At 51.1% G+C, this 15595-nt stretch carries 12 protein-coding genes and 1 tRNA gene; 7 read left to right on the top strand and 6 right to left on the bottom strand.

Annotated features, from left to right (window positions below; all coding sequences use genetic code 11):
- A complete protein-coding gene (locus ACKQAD_RS13465) occupies positions 1–1062 on the top strand; it encodes a helix-turn-helix domain-containing protein (protein ID WP_409160634.1) in 1062 nt (353 codons plus the stop codon).
- Here ACKQAD_RS13465 and ACKQAD_RS13460 read toward each other — a convergent pair.
- The 3 genes from ACKQAD_RS13460 to ACKQAD_RS13450 all read right to left on the bottom strand — a co-directional run bounded on the left by ACKQAD_RS13460 (position 1025) and on the right by ACKQAD_RS13450 (position 4382).
- Positions 1025–2068 (bottom strand): alpha/beta hydrolase family protein, encoded by a 1044-nt coding sequence (locus ACKQAD_RS13460; protein ID WP_409160633.1) that lies wholly within the window; start codon positions 2066–2068, stop codon positions 1025–1027. The two genes, ACKQAD_RS13465 and ACKQAD_RS13460, sit on opposite strands and share 38 nt — an antisense overlap.
- Positions 2069–2312: 244 nt before the next feature.
- Positions 2313–3146 (bottom strand): phosphoenolpyruvate hydrolase family protein, encoded by an 834-nt coding sequence (locus tag ACKQAD_RS13455; RefSeq protein WP_409160632.1) that lies wholly within the window; start codon positions 3144–3146, stop codon positions 2313–2315.
- A gap of 12 nt (positions 3147–3158) precedes the next feature.
- Positions 3159–4382 (bottom strand): Tm-1-like ATP-binding domain-containing protein, encoded by a 1224-nt coding sequence (locus tag ACKQAD_RS13450; protein WP_409160631.1) that lies wholly within the window; start codon positions 4380–4382, stop codon positions 3159–3161.
- Positions 4383–4670: 288 nt separating this feature from the next.
- Here ACKQAD_RS13450 and ACKQAD_RS13445 point away from each other — a divergent pair, with 288 nt between their 5' ends.
- From ACKQAD_RS13445 to ansP, 3 genes are all read left to right on the top strand, one after another.
- A complete protein-coding gene (locus tag ACKQAD_RS13445; protein WP_409160630.1) occupies positions 4671–5300 on the top strand; it encodes a TetR/AcrR family transcriptional regulator in 630 nt (209 codons plus the stop codon).
- 79 nt (positions 5301–5379) lie between these two features.
- Positions 5380–6120, top strand: coding sequence for an SDR family oxidoreductase (locus tag ACKQAD_RS13440; RefSeq protein WP_409160664.1), 741 nt, complete (start codon positions 5380–5382; stop codon positions 6118–6120).
- A 379-nt stretch (positions 6121–6499) separates the two neighbouring features.
- The gene (gene ansP / locus ACKQAD_RS13435; RefSeq protein WP_409160629.1) at positions 6500–7951 is read left to right on the top strand and encodes an L-asparagine permease; all 1452 of its coding nucleotides are present in this window, start codon (positions 6500–6502) and stop codon (positions 7949–7951) included.
- A 54-nt stretch (positions 7952–8005) separates the two neighbouring features.
- Here ansP and ACKQAD_RS13430 read toward each other — a convergent pair whose 3' ends face one another.
- Positions 8006–10159: an ornithine decarboxylase gene (locus tag ACKQAD_RS13430; RefSeq protein WP_409160628.1), complete on the bottom strand. Its 2154-nt coding sequence runs from the start codon at positions 10157–10159 to the stop codon at positions 8006–8008.
- A gap of 672 nt (positions 10160–10831) precedes the next feature.
- On the opposite strand from ACKQAD_RS13430, the gene ACKQAD_RS13425 reads away from it, so the two are divergent.
- Positions 10832–10907, top strand: a tRNA-Phe gene (locus ACKQAD_RS13425).
- Between the two features lie 233 nt (positions 10908–11140).
- Here ACKQAD_RS13425 and ACKQAD_RS13420 read toward each other — a convergent pair.
- Complete coding sequence (locus ACKQAD_RS13420; RefSeq protein ID WP_409160627.1) at positions 11141–12115, bottom strand: tyrosine-type recombinase/integrase; 975 nt, start codon at positions 12113–12115, stop codon at positions 11141–11143.
- Between the two features lie 41 nt (positions 12116–12156).
- Complete coding sequence (locus ACKQAD_RS13415) at positions 12157–13605, bottom strand: TraI domain-containing protein (RefSeq protein WP_409160626.1); 1449 nt, start codon at positions 13603–13605, stop codon at positions 12157–12159.
- Between the two features lie 199 nt (positions 13606–13804).
- Here ACKQAD_RS13415 and ACKQAD_RS13410 point away from each other — a divergent pair, with 199 nt between their 5' ends.
- Positions 13805–14380 carry a hypothetical protein gene (locus ACKQAD_RS13410; RefSeq protein ID WP_409160625.1) on the top strand — a complete coding sequence of 192 codons (576 nt, stop codon included), beginning with the start codon at positions 13805–13807 and terminating at the stop codon, positions 14378–14380.
- Between the two features lie 149 nt (positions 14381–14529).
- Positions 14530–15525, top strand: a complete 996-nt coding sequence (locus ACKQAD_RS13405; RefSeq protein WP_409160624.1) for a hypothetical protein — start codon at positions 14530–14532, stop codon at positions 15523–15525.
- The last annotated feature ends 70 nt before the right edge of the window (positions 15526–15595 follow it).

Here is a 15595-nt window from a genome sequence, read left to right as displayed (position 1 = left end):
ATGACCGCGATTCCCCTACCGTTTATCACCGCACTTCTGTTGGCTATTTTATTTTTTCGCATCCGTTTTCTGGACAGGCAGAATAAAGAGGCTGAAAGGCGCAATCCCAAAGCAGAGGCGCTATTCATCGGCGTGAGCTGTCTTGCCCTGACGCTGGTCGCGTTACGCTGGAGCGTCCATGTTGTCTTACCCTGGTTTATCCAACCCGCTATCGCCGCATCGATTCCATCACTGTTATGGCTTTGCCTTTTTCATCACGACAAAACCCGCAGATGTCTCCGTGCTCTCCGGCACCTGTTAGCGCCTTTGCTCATTCTTGGCACCAGCGCTATCCAGAGCAGAACGCCCGTTCCGCTCATCGATCTGATGCTGGTGAGTATTTACTTCGGTTATGGGTCAGCGCTGATTTACACCGCGCGTCGCCTGAAAACGCCCCCTGACCGGTGGAAAAACGCACCGTTTATCGCCGGGCTGTATGTGCTGCTCTCCGGCGCTATCGATACGGTGATTGCACTGGATATCGCTTTCTACCGCGGCAGTCGCGCGACGACCATCATCACCGCATTCCACTTTGTCATGCTGGCGATATTGACCCTGCTGATCGTCACACACCGCACAACGCCCCAAGCAGGGCTTGCACCGCCTGCTGACCAGAAAGCGGAAGCACCGCCCGCCACCGAAGACGAGCACCAGCTCGCAAAAACGTTAGACGATTTCATCCGCACTCACGCGCTCTACTCCGACCCTAACATGACGCTTCAACGCCTGAGCAGGCGCATGGGCATACCGCTCCGGCGCTTGTCCGAAACCATCAACCGCGTTCACGGTCGTAACTTTTCGCAGGTGATGAACGAATACCGCATAGAGGAGGCGAAGCGCCTCCTCAGCCAAACCGATGCCCGAATCACGGATATCATGCTGGACAGCGGGTTTCAGACTAAATCAAACTTCAACCGCGAGTTTTTGCGACTCACGGGCACGAGCCCCAGCGTCTGGCGTAGTCAGTACCCACTTCAGGAACAGGCTACGGCCTCCGCCACGCCGCCTGAAGAAACTCTCTGACGTCCTTCACAACGTCCTGATGAATCAGCTCACGCGAACGCGCACCGCCATCGAGACAAATCATGCCGTCCCCTGGGTTTTCGGCATTGATAATTTCAACAGCGCCCGGTTTACAAAGCTGCATGAAGCTAAAATGCGTCGCGTCAGCTATTTCCTTATACGCTGAATGTGCTGGCGGCAATTTCTTCGCCAACTCGTGAGATTCAAGCTCAGCAGGCAGTTCCTCATTGGGATACCCCGCAGCCATAATCAAGACAGGAATATTTATTGCCGCCAGACTCTCGGCGGTAATCCCTCGCGCCAGCCCCATATCCAGCGAAATCACAGCGCTGATACGTGGATCCGCGAGTGGCTTATCAAGCTGTGCGCGTGATGACGCATTCTTTGCGACCTGCATCTTGTCATAGGCTTTGCAGGACGCCAGCCCCACATGCGTCAGACAATCACGCTCAAATTGCTGAGTGCTAAAACGCCCACCCGCTAACGCCAATACCGTCCATCCCCCCAGCGAATGACCAACTGCGGCAATACGCTGCGCATCAACACGCCCCGTTTTTTCTGGGGCAGCGAGTAAAGCGGTAATAACGCGGCTAATATCGTTGGGTCGTAGCCATAATTCCTGAGCCTTCTCAACCCGCATATCTTTAGTGGTCGTTCCTGGGTGATTAGGCGCGGCAACAATATAGCCTTGTTTAACCAACGCCTGTGCCAGCCAGAGTTGATTAAACCAACTCCCGCCATAGCCGTGTGAAACCACGATCAAGGGATGATCACCGGATTCAGGAACGGCGTTTTTACTCACCGCTATGCCGGGAAAAACGGCATTGTCACCCATGGTTGTGGCCTGTGAGGATGACGAAACCGGATAAAATACGGCGACGTCTAACGGCCTGTTATTGGCCTCATCCGCTAGCGTTATTTGTTGAAAGCCAATGCCAGCGTTTGCCATAACGGCAAAGCTGAGTAATAAGTTCGTGACTAATCCGATCGTGATACGCCATGTCATGCCTATTTCTCCGAAGTTTCTGCACTGTGAAAAATGGCAGTTATAACAATGACTTTCATCCCTGTGCGACCTAAAACGCTATTGAGTACCTCTCTGTGGTACACAAATTGGGTGGTACATAAATCTGTAGGACACAAAAAACTGCGGCCAGCATCTGCTGGCCGTATTCCCTGATATTGGCGCAAAAATTACCCGCCTTTGTTCCAGCGTTGGGACATCAGCAGATAGAGAGCCAAAAAGTATGTTAACGCTTAATTTTTTTGAATTGCTGTGTAGTAGCCGTTAATGCGGTTTCTGTCGGCAGCCGCTCCATCGAGCTGGCACCGTAAAAACCATCACATTGCGGGCAGTGATCCATAATGAACTGCGCATCCTGCGGTGTTGAAATCGGCCCGCCGTGGCACAGCACAATCACATCCTTACGTATCGCCTTCGCCTCATCCGCCCAGTGATTAATCAACGGCACACAGTCTGCAAGATTTAGCGCCGTTTCCGCACCAATGTTGCCGCCGGTGGTTAACCCCATGTGCGGGACAATGATGTCCGCGCCCGCTTTCGTCATCGCGACCGCATCTGCCGCACTGAACACATAAGGCGTTGTCAGCATGTCTTTTTCGTGCGCCAGACGAATCATGTCCACTTCCAGCGCATACCCCATCCCGGTTTCTTCGAGGTTGGCACGGAAATTACCGTCAATCAGGCCAACGGTTGGGAAGTTCTGCACACCAGAGAAACCCAGCGCTTTCAGGTCATCCAGAAATTTATCAAACTGACAGAAAGGATCGGTCCCGTTTACGCCCGCCAGCACCGGCGTATGCTTCACAACCGGTAGCACTTCTTTCGCCATATCCACGACGATCTCATTCGCGTTGCCGTAAGCCAATAGGCCAGCCAGCGAACCTCTCCCTGCCATGCGATAGCGCCCGGAGTTGTAGATCACGATCAGATCGATGCCGCCCGCTTCTTCACATTTCGCGGAAAGCCCTGTTCCCGAGCCACCGCCGATAATCGGCTCGCGGCGCGCGATCATTTCGCGGAATTTTGCCAGCAACGCCTGACGATTCATGCCTGACTTCATACTTTTCCCTTCTTATTTCACTAAAGCCCGAAACGCATCGACAGCCGCGTGGGCAAATAAAGGATCGTTAATATGGAAAGGCAGACGAATAATCTGTCGTCTTGCCGTTTGCTGAACGACGCTCTCCAGCGTGCTGATAAACGCGTCACGCGCTTCCGGATGCCAGAATGCCTGATCTGGCGCATCCAGCGCGGAGAAACCACCTTCCGGAATCAGGAAGCGCACCTCGCCTTCGCAGCGGTTCAGCTTCTCCCCAATCCATCGCGCCATCACGATATTTTCGTCTATCGTGGTACGCATCAGAGTGACCTGTGCGTTGTGGTTGTAGAACAGACGATGCGCGTATTTCTCCGGTATGCTGGCGGGCGCGCCAAAATTCACCATGTCCAGCGCACCGCAGGACACCACATAAGGCACCTGCGTCTTGGCTATCGCGTCAAACCGTTCCGGCCCGCAGGCCAGCACGCCATCAAACAGTAAATCGCACACCTCCGTCGTCGTGAGATCGAGCACGCCTGTGAGCAAATGGCTGTCCACCAGCTTTTCCATCGCTTTCCCGCCGCTGCCCGTCGCGTGAAAGACCAGACAGTCAAACTCCGCTTCAAGCAATTTATTGGCTTCCTGAATGCACGGCGTCGTTACGCCAAACATGGTCAGGCCAATCGCGGGCTTATCGTCATGATGTTCCTGAATCTTAAACTTCACGGCACCAGCGATCTGGTGCGCGGCGTTGCCAAGAACCTGACGAGAAATGCGGTTCAGCCCCGCAACATCGGTAACGGAATACATCATGTTGATGTCGCTGGCGCCGATGTAACCGGAAATATCACCGGAAGTCATCGTCGACACCATCAGCTTCGGCATACCAATCGGTAATGCCTGCATCGCGGGCGTGATCAACGCCGTACCGCCGGAGCCGCCCAGCCCGATCACCCCGGCAATATCATCACGGGACAGCATGAAGTGCTCAAACGCAACGGCCATGGCACCAATCGCCTGCCCTCTGTCATGGCAAAACACCGCCGACGCGCCCTGTGAGTGGTACGATGCCACCGTTTCTGCGCTGATATCGGTCACCTCTGACACCCGAGCATCCGTTGACAGACGTGCCGTTGACAGATCGACCGTGACGGTTTTCAAGCCTGTCGCAGCGATTAAATCGCGAACGTAAATCTGTTCTTTCCCTTTAGTATCAGCTGTACTTGCAATATAAACGCTGCCAACTTTACTTCCCACCAGGTCTCCCTCCCACCATTAGTGAAACAATTAACAGATTGATATAAATAACAATTACAAGAAACCAAAAACAGACAAGATTAATTTATCGCCATATTGAGACTTGAGTATCATAAAGACAAATCATTAAACACCCAAATGAGACAAAAGTCTCAAAATGTTATGTACGACATTACATTAACAGTAAGAAAGCTTGACGTGGCACAAGAATCACGCAATTTGCTATAGTTCTGGCGATAACGCCGTGTTGCCCGATAGCTTCCGGCCCGAAAATTCAATGAGGTCTATGTGATTGAACGGGATGAAAAACTGACATCAACACGGGCGAAAACCCGTCGTTTATTGATTGATACCGCTATGAATATGTTCGACCAAGGCATATTCCCCTCCATTACCGATGTTGCCGCGACGGCTCAGCTTTCACGCGCGACGGCTTATCGTTATTTTCCGACGCAAAGTGCGTTAGTCTCCGCCGTGGTCGGCGAAAGCCTCGGCCCCATTCTGGCGTGGCACCCGACACAACCGGATGCCAGCGAACGCGTTGCCGAACTGCTGCATTTTGCTTACCCCAGGATGCTGGAGCATGAAGGTGCGCTGCGTGCCGCCTTGCATCTGTCACTGCAACAATGGGCCGACCGCCGTTCTAATCGCCTCCATACGGACCCCTTGACGCGCGGCAATCGTAAACGTCTGCTCAAGATTGCGACTGAACCGCTGGAAGGAAAAATCACACCACAAGCTCACCAGCGGGTGATTTATGCCTTATCGCTCATTTACGGTTCCGAGGTTTTTCTGGTGTTGAAAGATATCTGGCATCTAGAAGAAGACAGCATTCAGGATGTTACGCAGTGGGTTGCCAAAGCCATTTTACGGCAGGCGGAAGAAGACGCCGCGCAGGCCGATTCACAGAAAACCTAACGAATGCATTCATGCTGCGTCCCGCCCTGTCACCGGATACGCAGCAACGGAAGCACATTCTTTACCAAGGGAACACATGATGCTGAAAGGTAAACGCGCGGTTGTCACCGGCGGTGGCCGCGACTTTGGACAAGCAGTCTCCGTCTGGCTGGCTCGCGAAGGCGTGAAAGTCGATCTTTGCGCCCGTAAACTGGCCGATGCACAGGCCAGCATCGACATCATTCATCAGGAAGGCGGCATGGCACGCGCGTATCAGTGCGATATTGCCAATCCCGATTCAGTCAGCAATTTTTCCGCACAACTGCTGGAAGACAGCACGCCCGTCGATATTCTGGTACTCAGCGCCGCCCAATGGCTTGAAGGCGCATTGGGGGAAGAAGACACCGATGCGGATATCGTCAGCACCATCAACTCTGGCCTGACCGGTTCTATCCTGCTTACCAAAGCGTTATTGCCGAGTTTACGCCGTTCACAGGGTGCCGATATTCTGGCGATGGTTTCCGTCTGCGGTGTGCCGCAGTTCCACGACTCTATCGCCCACCCCGCCTTCTTCGCCGCCAAGCACGGCATGAGCGGTTTTAGCCAGAATCTGGCGCATCATGTCGCGCAGGAAAATATCCGCGTGACGGGATTTTATCCGCCAGATTTTGAGGTCACTGGCTTGGATGACAGCCCCGCTAGCGGAGAAAAAATGGGCGAGCACCTGCTAAACGCCCGCTCGATATGGGAAACCATGCGTTTCGTGCTCATCCAGCCGCGCAGTTGCCATATCAACGCCATCCATTTTCAGGGACCAACGCGCGCAGATATCGGCGCGTAACCCATCACATCTTGCTTTTCATCCCGTCCCGGTCTTTATCACATCACCGGGGCGGTGAAGTGTGCCCCGCATGACGCCCCGAAATCCCCACACCATCATGCTCTGACACACTTTCCTTCAATCCATTTTTTGCCACAGCACACAGGAAAAGGTAGCATCGCTGCCGTTGTTTTCTGCCATGCGGCTGAGCATGCTCAACGCACCATAAAAAAACGCCGGGAGCGTTTTTCAACGTTGCGCAGCAACGGCCCAAAGGGTGGCGGACAGGGATGTTCGACATAAAAATACCGCAGAATAAAACGTAATCATTTGAATTTTAAACAATAATAGCAAGCGCGTCGCCAAGGGATGCGTGACAGACAGGAAAACACCGACATCAATGACACAACATTCCTCTCCTCATGACGAGCATCATGCCGCCGCGCAACGTCTACACGAAAAGGGTTATCACCAAAGTCTTGGCAACCGTCACGTACAGATGATCGCGATTGGCGGCTCCATCGGCACTGGGCTGTTTCTTGGTGCGGGGGCTCGTCTGCAAATGGCAGGGCCAGCCCTGGCACTGGTCTATCTGGTTTGCGGCATCTTCTCTTTTTTCATCCTGCGCGCGCTGGGCGAATTGATTGTCCATCGCCCCACCAGCGGTAGCTTCGTGTCGTACTCTCGTGAGTTTCTGGGTGAAAAAGCCTCCTACGTCGCAGGCTGGATGTACTTCCTTAACTGGGCAATGACCGGGATTGTCGACATCACCGCCGTCGCACTCTACATGCACTACTGGGGCACCTTTGCCGACGTTCCTCAATGGCTGTTCGCGCTGGGTGCACTGTCCATCGTCACGCTGATGAACCTGATCGGCGTGAAGTGGTTTGCTGAAATGGAGTTCTGGTTTGCGCTGATTAAGGTCGCGGCTATCGCCATTTTTCTGGTGGTCGGCACGGTCTACCTCGGCACGGGCAGCCCGCTGGACGGCAACACGCCCGGTCTGCACCTGATTACCGACAACGGCGGCCTGTTCCCACACGGCATTCTACCTGCGCTGGTGCTGGTTCAAGGGGTGATATTTGCCTTTGCCGGTATTGAGATCATTGGCACCACCGCAGGCGAATGTAAAAATCCAGAGCAGGTGTTGCCGAAAGCGGTCAACAGCGTCATCTGGCGTATCGGCCTGTTCTACGTCGGTTCTGTCGCGCTGTTAGTCTGCCTGCTGCCGTGGAACGCCTATCAGGCCGGACAAAGCCCGTTCGTCACCTTCTTCAGCAAACTGGGTGTGCCCTATATCGGAACGATCATGAATATCGTGGTCCTGTCCGCCGCGCTGTCCAGTCTGAACTCCGGTCTGTACTCGACGGGGCGCATCCTGCGCTCGCTGTCGCTGGGTGGCTCGGCGCCCGCGTTCCTGTCGAAAATGAGCACGCAGTCTGTGCCCTATACCGGTATTTTGGTCACGGTCGGCATCCACATTATTGGCGTGGTGCTGAACTACGTGGTGCCGTCACAGGTGTTCGAGATCGTCCTGAATATCGCCTCGCTCGGTATTATCTGTTCCTGGGCATTCATTATTCTGTGCCAAATGCAGTTGCGCAAAGCGATTCGTCAGGGGAAAGCCAAGCCAGTGGCGTTCAAAATGCCCGGTGCGCCCGTGACATCGTGGCTGACGCTGGCTTTTCTGGTGAGCGTGTTGGGGTTGATGGCGTTTGATTACCCGAACGGCACCTGGACGGTTGCGACGATTCCGGTATTGACGATCATGCTGATTATCGGCTGGCGCGGGCTAAAAAAGCAGCGCGAAGCCGTGGCGCTCGCCGACCAGCAGGAATCCAATCTGCGTTAAGACAGAAAAAACTCAGGCTCGTTTCCGAGCCTGAGTGTCTTATAGGTATCGTAATTACTGTTCTACTACGTAACCGTACAAGCGCTTGCTGCCATCTTCTTCCGCGACGCTATAGACCCCCTGCAATTCTGGGGAGAAGCCCGGCAGCAGGTTAATGCCCGCTTCCAGCGCCAGAAAATAGCGCTGTACCGCCCCGCCCCAGGTTTCCCCCGGCACAACGCACAGCACGCCCGGGGGATACGGCAATGCGCCTTCTGCCGCGATACGCCCTTCCGCTTCGGCGATAGGAACCAGTTCGATATTCCCGCGCACAAACTCTCTGTTAGCATCCTGCGGCAACATCACCACGGACGGAAACTCGGTTTTGCGGAACATCGCTTTTTGCAGATCTTTCACGTTGTGCTGAGCGTAAAAATCATGCATTTCCTGACACAGCCGACGCAGCCGGTAACCGCGGTAGCGCTCTTTATATTTCTGATACAGGCTGGGCAGCACTTCACTCAGCGGCGCATCACGGGCGATCAGCGTCTCAAAATGCACCAGCGCATTCACCAGTTCCTGCATTTTGGTGCCGTCTTCCGCTGGCGTTAACAGGAATAGGATCGAGTTCATGTCGCATTTTTCAGGAATGATGCCGTGCTCACGCAGATAGTTGGCAAGGATCGTCGCCGGAATACCAAATTCAGTATAATCGCCGCTGATCGCATCAATACCCAGCGTTGTTAGCAGTAACTTGCAAGGATCGATAACGTACTGATCCTCCGCATAGCCTTCAAAAGCGTGCCATTTCTCACCCGGCTCAAAATTGAAGAAGCGCACGTCCTGGGCGATCGTCTCCGTATCGTGATCCTGCCAGAGCGCGCCGCCTACCGTCACGGGCACAAACGGTTTGATGAACGAACAACGCGTCAGCAGTTGCTTACGCACCTCGATGCCCAGCTTCACGCAGTCCATCCACATACGACGCCCGCTCGCCCCTTCGTGCATTTTGGCGTTGATATCCAATGCGGCGAACAGCGGGTAGAACGGACTGGTCGAGGCATGTAACATGAAGGCGTTATTCAACTGCTTATGGTTGCAGAAACGACGCTGACCTTTGATGTGGGTATCTTTCTTGTGGATCTGCGAAGTCTGGGAGAATCCCGCCTGCTGCTTATGTACCGACTGGGTCACGAAAATCCCCGGATCGTTCTCGTTCAGATCCAGCAACAGCGGCGAGCACTGCTCCATCATTGGGATAAACTGCTCGTAACCCACCCAGGCGGAATCAAACAGAATGTAGTCACACAGGTGCCCGATGCTATCAACCACCTGACGTGCGTTATAAATAGTGCCATCATAGGTGCCGAGCTGGATGACGGCCAGACGGAACGGACGCGGCTCATTAGCGCGTTCCGGCGCGACTTCCGCGATCAGCTTGCGCAGATAGGCTTCATCAAAACAGTGGGCATCCACGCCGCCGATAAAGCCGAACGGGTTGCGCACGGTTTCCAGATAGACCGGCGTCGCGCCCGCCTGAATCAGCGCGCCGTGATGGTTGGATTTATGGTTGTTGCGGTCAAACAGGACCAGATCGCCACGCGCCAGCAGCGCATTCGTCACCACTTTGTTCGCGGAGGAGGTACCGTTCAACACGAAATAGGTTTTATCCGCGTTAAACACGCGCGCGGCGTGCTTCTGCGCCTTTTTCGCCGCCCCTTCATGGATCAGCAAATCACCGAGTTTGACGTCCGCGTTACAGATGTCCGAACGAAAAACGTTTTCGCCGTAAAACTCAAAAAACTGACGCCCCGCCGGGTGCTTGCGGAAGAACTGACCGCCCTGATGCCCCGGGCAGGCAAACGTCGTGTTTCTCATGTTGACGTATTTGGTCAGCGTATCGAAAAACGGCGGCAACAGCGTATCCTGATAGGCTTTCGCCGCCCGCTCCAGCACATTGGCGTGCTCGCCGTCGTCATCAAGAATCAGCCATTCGCTGTCCGCAGGCAGAACATCTAACTCTTTATCTTCATCAGGCTCCTCGACAAACGCCGGGATACTAAAGCCCGTGTGCTGCAATATCGACAGAATGCCGCTACGGGCTTCCTCAATCGAAACCACGACCGCCGCCACGTCGGTGAAGTCGGTCTGACTCAACGCGACAATCTCGCGCGTTGTAATTAAACGGGTGGCAACCGCTGCATTCGCCGCAATTTTTAACTGTTTCATGTAACCAAACCCAAACGGTTAAGGGTAAGTGTACGTGCCTGGAAGACACCGTTCAGGGATAACAATCCCGACCAATCACAATGCCAATCAATAACGACAAGCGTATGATCCCTACAGGTAGACTGTAGGCCAAGAATGGAAAAACTGGAGCCAGCACCATCCGATAGACATCAGTAAAAGCAGAGGCGTACTCTATTTTTACTCATGCCTAACAGTGAGCGAACGAACGCTTCACCGCATGGTGAAGGGAGATAATCGACGAGGAGAAAAACAAACGGCGCAGGGATAAGAAGAAACGCACAGTGACGTCATCAACGAACTGGCGCGAGCGTTTTGCACCATGAGCAATGAATCTGACATATCGGCGATCCTCTTTAGCTAACGCTAACTACGCTTAAAGGGGCGTTCAGGTGAACGAGACGTTAAAAACCGCGCAATAGTGGCATTATTCTTCATCAAATTCAACAATCCAGCCCGCCTCCAACGTGGTAAAAAGTGCAACGAAACATGCCACGCGCATCAGGAAGAAACATTACCGTGCTAAGCATGCTGAAAGGATCGCCCAAAATTGGCTAGCAAATAATACAATTGCCTGAAAATAGCGCAGGCGCTCCGCTTTGTGACAGAAACCCGTTGACGCCGTGCAACCAATACGGTTTAATGCGCCCCGTTGCCCGGATAGCTCAGTCGGTAGAGCAGAGGATTGAAAATCCCCGTGTCCTTGGTTCGATTCCGAGTCCGGGCACCACTTCTTCAGAGCCTGTTCGTTAAGAGATGAGATCCTTAACGGGCATGAAAAAAGCACCCGAATCGTCTTCATGTAGATGGTTGGAGCATTTACATCGTAGGTTGAACATACGGGACTTAAGAACCAGAGGCATTTGGACGATGCCTCTGGTTTCTCTCGTCTTTCCGAAATGGATTTTTACAGTGCCAAATCGCTTGTGTCAATCTTGTGTAAAGAAAATTACGATATTTTCATCACACTGTGCCAGAACAACGCCCCCCTTTCCTGCCGAACTCCTGCTCCAGTGCGTTTCTGACAATATCCATATTCCCTTCAACATACTCCAGCGTCACATTGACCGTCGAATGTCCCAGAAGCGACTGAACAATCTTGAGATTGCGATCTGGTGACTTCATCATCTCCGTGGCGATCGTATGCCTGAATCGATGTGGGCTTATCGTGCAGCGGCATTCCACTGACAAGCGGCGAAAGAAGGCCCGAATCGGTGGAGGTGCCATGGTTTTAGCCATATTGCTTTTCCGCCCTTTAAACAGGTGAACGTTGAAAAGTTGATCCCCCATTTTCGCATCCTGGTTAAGTGCAGCATTATAAAGTCGCTCCAGTCGTGGTCTGAGTAATGTCGTGATTGGGACGATATGCTCTTTATGATTTTTGGAAGCTTCTGGCCGCAGGTTTATCCATCCTTCATCCAGATTGACATCGCCCAATCGGATATGAAGCAGTTGATTCTGCCTCATTCCCGTAAAACGCAACGTATCAATGACAGTCAGCCAGAACCAGGCTGGACGTAGGGCGCTACGGAAATCACAATCCTCAAACTCTTTTTCTTCTCTGGCTTCCATTGCCAGATAGATTTTTCGGATCTGTTCTTCTGATAGTGTTTTTTTGCGCTTAACGTCCGGTCTGGCCACTACGCTGTTAAACGGATTCTCTTTCATTTGCACAAAATTATATTTCATCGCATGGTTAAATATGGCACGCATATGGGCTACACGGTTATTCCATGTGATGGATGAAAGTTGGCGTTCATTCAGTAAATGCCTGCGCCAACTGAGCACAGTATGGCGATCTACATCCGCAGGTAAAACATTCTCCCCCGTGAACCGTAAAAAAAGATTCAGCACTTTCCTGTAGCTTACCTCTGTGGCAGGTCGCAATGGTTTGCTAAAAAAATAATCCTGAATGATATCTTCGTATGTTACAGACATTCTCTTATATCCTTATAACAACTGATTTAGTAATTAAAAAATTATTTATTCGGGGACAACCAGGTACTATCTGGCGGACATTTTCCATTATCAAATATCAATGCTGATGCGAACATATACCCTGACATTTTTGTATAACGCCCTTCTTTATTTTCACTTTCATATTTTCGGTAAACATAAATTCCTTTGCCGCTTCTTGAGTAATGTCGATTAAGGTTTTCAAAGTTTTTTTGAAGTGTATCCTTATCAATACTGGAATCATTACAATTGGAAACAAAACGATAAAAACAGTCTGGCGTTTGCACAAAAACGTACAGGCTCATAATATGAACCAGACTATCTGAGTTGTTTATCGTCAACAAACCATCCCTGATTGCATTCAATAACCATTTCCAGAATCTTTCTTCATGAGGAATAGATATTTCCTCAACCTCATGAGGTTCAACTGATGACGTGACACTGGCACTTGCAATGGGTACCGGCGCGGTTAACTGCTGGTCAAGCACACTTAATAAATCGACTGTAACTGGGGAGTTAACCTGTGATTCATCAGTCCCTGATGAACTGTCAGGACCATTATCCTGATCAATTGCAGATACCAACGCGGAAGCAGCAGATGGCACTTCTTCTAATTGATTATTATTATAATTATTACTACCGGGCTCAATGGATGATGCAATTGCCGCAGTAGCCTCCTGCTCAACAGATACTACAGGGAGATTCTGCTCTATAGTAGTAGCAGGAATCGCCAGCTCCATAGACGCAGGGAGCGTAATATCGTTTGTTCTGATACCACACTTTTCCCTGGCATTAAGTACAATCGCGTTCAGAATACCGGCTTCAGTTTTTTTTCCAGACAGATAAACCAGCAATAGATCCAGAATATGTGGCCAGCGAGCTAACCATGTGATGCCTGAAGAGGGTATCAGTCGTAACGCAATCGCTGAACTTCTGGCGCAGGAATTACCCGGGATCGTTTCCAATTTAACCCGCCATGGCGCCTCCGGAACAGATAAGCCAGGGATCCACACACCGTTTTGCACAGCAACTTTAAGCCCGGATAATCGCTCCATGTTATGCAATAACGCAGCCCAAAAAATCGCGGATGTCCAGGCTGAACTTTGAGCGGCCTGTTCCTCCGGTTGTGCCCCCGGGGGGAGCATATACCCTCTGGAAAGCCTGACCGCACATACAGCAACATCGAGTGCCATATCAAGAAAACCGCCAGTACGGCAGTATTCGCCTTCATTGTCGAGGGGGAGCTGTTGAACGGTGACCGCCAGAGATCTCACTGTCTGAAGCCAGTACACATCCCACACGCTTTGGGGAAATGGGCTGTTATCCCACAATTGCTGAAGTGCGCGTTTTCTTTCTCTGGTTGATAACAACGTATCTGCGCTTTGTGGCGTAAACCACCCTTCGGCCTGTTGAAGTGGTATCGGCCTGCTTTCTGAGGTAACACCTGCTTTATTTCTGAGCCACTTTAGCATGTAAGGCCTTGTGCTTAATCCGTGGGAAAGGTGCATTACGCTATGTTTTATCCCCAACAGCACAAGCAAAAAGTGTATAGACAACCTCATCCATTAAGGCCTTGAAGTTTTCTTTTTCTTCCTCTTGAAGAGTTCCGTGATGCAACTACGTATCTGGCATGCCTGAATACGGAACTTTCAATATCTATAAGAGGATACCATGAGGAATAAATTTATCGTTTCAGGAATACTGGTCGGCTGGGGTATAGCATGCGTACTAATATCTATAATCATGGCTGGCCAGACCGAAAAAACACACATGCTGGTCATTGGCGTTTTATCAGTCCTCTTGTTTTTTTCCCCGTTACTTCTCCGCCCGATCTCTGCCGTCATTGGGCGCGTCAAAACACAGGCATTCCAATGCAATCAAAAGCATTCGCGCTGCCACATTCATTTAAATTCCTGGTCAAAAACAGGAGGGTTGACGATGCCTCGCCTCTATTTTTATTGGTCAGGATTGATAACGCTCACATCAAAGACGCTCGAAAAAGAGAACGCCACTGTAGTGATGTCCTCCCATTTACTGAATCCATGGCGGGTTGCCAGACTACATCAACGTTTCCCCTGGCCAGGCTATCACTTCCATGTCATCCGCAGAACGGTCGGAGCTGCTGAGGCAATCAGCCTGAAAATAGAGGTATTTCTGAAAGAATGGCGTTGGTTTTCCCCAGCCACCTCAGGGGCCATCGTGGTGATCAAGAAGAAAAAGAATTTTCAGCGACGAGAAAACAATTAACGCTTCACGCAAAACGCCCCTGTATTCAAAATCAATACATAAACGTAGTCGATCTGAATGATCGAAATTACTCGTTATACATACGTCAGATGGAAGGTTAGTCTGGATACAGAGGCCAGAACAGAGCCTGAACGGACAGGAAAGGTAAAATGAAAAGCGTAAACAGTACATTTACATCACTCATGGCGGGTTTGTTGACCAGTGTTGACGCAGATATGCTGCGTGAAGAGGCAGAAAGCAGCAAAGGGCTCCCGCTTCAACCAACATCTATCCGCTACCGCCCTAAAGTGAAAGCCGTACTGGACGTACTCTCTGAACGCATGGGTATCACGCCATCTGAAGTGACCAATATTATGCTTGATGGATTGTTTCGCGCCACATTTTTCCCGATGGAAAACCGTGCAGCAAGCGTCTATGAACGATTCCAATTACTGATGGATGCTCATGGGTTAGGCGTCACCGACATCGCTGCCCTGCTAGCCCCCTGGAATGTGAAGCTGAGCATTCTGGAAAGTCGTGAGAGAACAATGGACTATCTCACCAATGATTTATTGATCACGGTTGCACAATGGTTCCGGGTATCGCCAGAATGGTTAACCGGAGAATCACAAATGATCATCCCAAGCGCCAGTTATAGTTGGTATGAGCAAGTAGAGCCGGAAGTGATATGTCGCCATTTCGTCACAGGCTGTACGCCCGCAGTTCCACTCATCAATGGATTATGTCTGGAAGCTGAAAACGGTGAGGAATACAGAGATAAACATCGCACTAATGAAGTTATATTCTGGCGTTCAGAAGAAGCGTCACTTTCTCGCAAATACGGAATTATAATAAAAGAAAAGCGAAACATTAATGGCGTTAAGTTTGATTCTGTATTTGCTTTATACTCCTATTATTCAGATGACGTAAGTAAGAAAAACACCGCCCAATTGATGAATTACTGTGAATACGCCCAAAAGCATAATCTATTGACATGGAGATCTGTCTTATTACCCAAGCAGCACGCTTTCTTCCTCTCAATGGGTAAAGTCCTTCCTGTTATGTTGTTAAAGGTGATAGAAAAAAGTAAGCACTGGGATGTATCAGAATACTTCACTGATGAGAACAAGATAAACAACCCATCGCTGTTAGATAAAACGAAATAATACACCTTAATCATTTTTGTTATTAATGATGCGTCAGCATCAGGGGCTCCTTTTATCAAAATCCTGAAGT

The sequence above is a fragment of the Pectobacterium artocarpous genome, assembly GCF_046159765.1.
In the GTDB taxonomy this organism is placed as follows: Bacteria; Pseudomonadota; Gammaproteobacteria; order Enterobacterales; family Enterobacteriaceae; genus Pectobacterium.
Note: the sequence above shows the minus strand (reverse complement) of the source record. Positions and strands in the feature narration are given on the sequence as shown.

Coding starts and splice junctions, on each gene's coding strand:
- ACKQAD_RS13465 (WP_409160634.1), top strand. CDS start 1: ATGACCGCGATTCCCCTACCGTTTATCACCGCACTTCTGTTGGCTATT.
- ACKQAD_RS13460 (WP_409160633.1), bottom strand. CDS start 2,068: ATGACATGGCGTATCACGATCGGATTAGTCACGAACTTATTACTCAGC.
- ACKQAD_RS13455 (WP_409160632.1), bottom strand. CDS start 3,146: ATGAAGTCAGGCATGAATCGTCAGGCGTTGCTGGCAAAATTCCGCGAA.
- ACKQAD_RS13440 (WP_409160664.1), top strand. CDS start 5,380: ATGCTGAAAGGTAAACGCGCGGTTGTCACCGGCGGTGGCCGCGACTTT.
- ansP (WP_409160629.1), top strand. CDS start 6,500: ATGACACAACATTCCTCTCCTCATGACGAGCATCATGCCGCCGCGCAA.
- ACKQAD_RS13430 (WP_409160628.1), bottom strand. CDS start 10,159: ATGAAACAGTTAAAAATTGCGGCGAATGCAGCGGTTGCCACCCGTTTA.
- ACKQAD_RS13420 (WP_409160627.1), bottom strand. CDS start 12,115: ATGTCTGTAACATACGAAGATATCATTCAGGATTATTTTTTTAGCAAA.
- ACKQAD_RS13415 (WP_409160626.1), bottom strand. CDS start 13,605: ATGCTAAAGTGGCTCAGAAATAAAGCAGGTGTTACCTCAGAAAGCAGG.
- ACKQAD_RS13410 (WP_409160625.1), top strand. CDS start 13,805: ATGAGGAATAAATTTATCGTTTCAGGAATACTGGTCGGCTGGGGTATA.
- ACKQAD_RS13405 (WP_409160624.1), top strand. CDS start 14,530: ATGAAAAGCGTAAACAGTACATTTACATCACTCATGGCGGGTTTGTTG.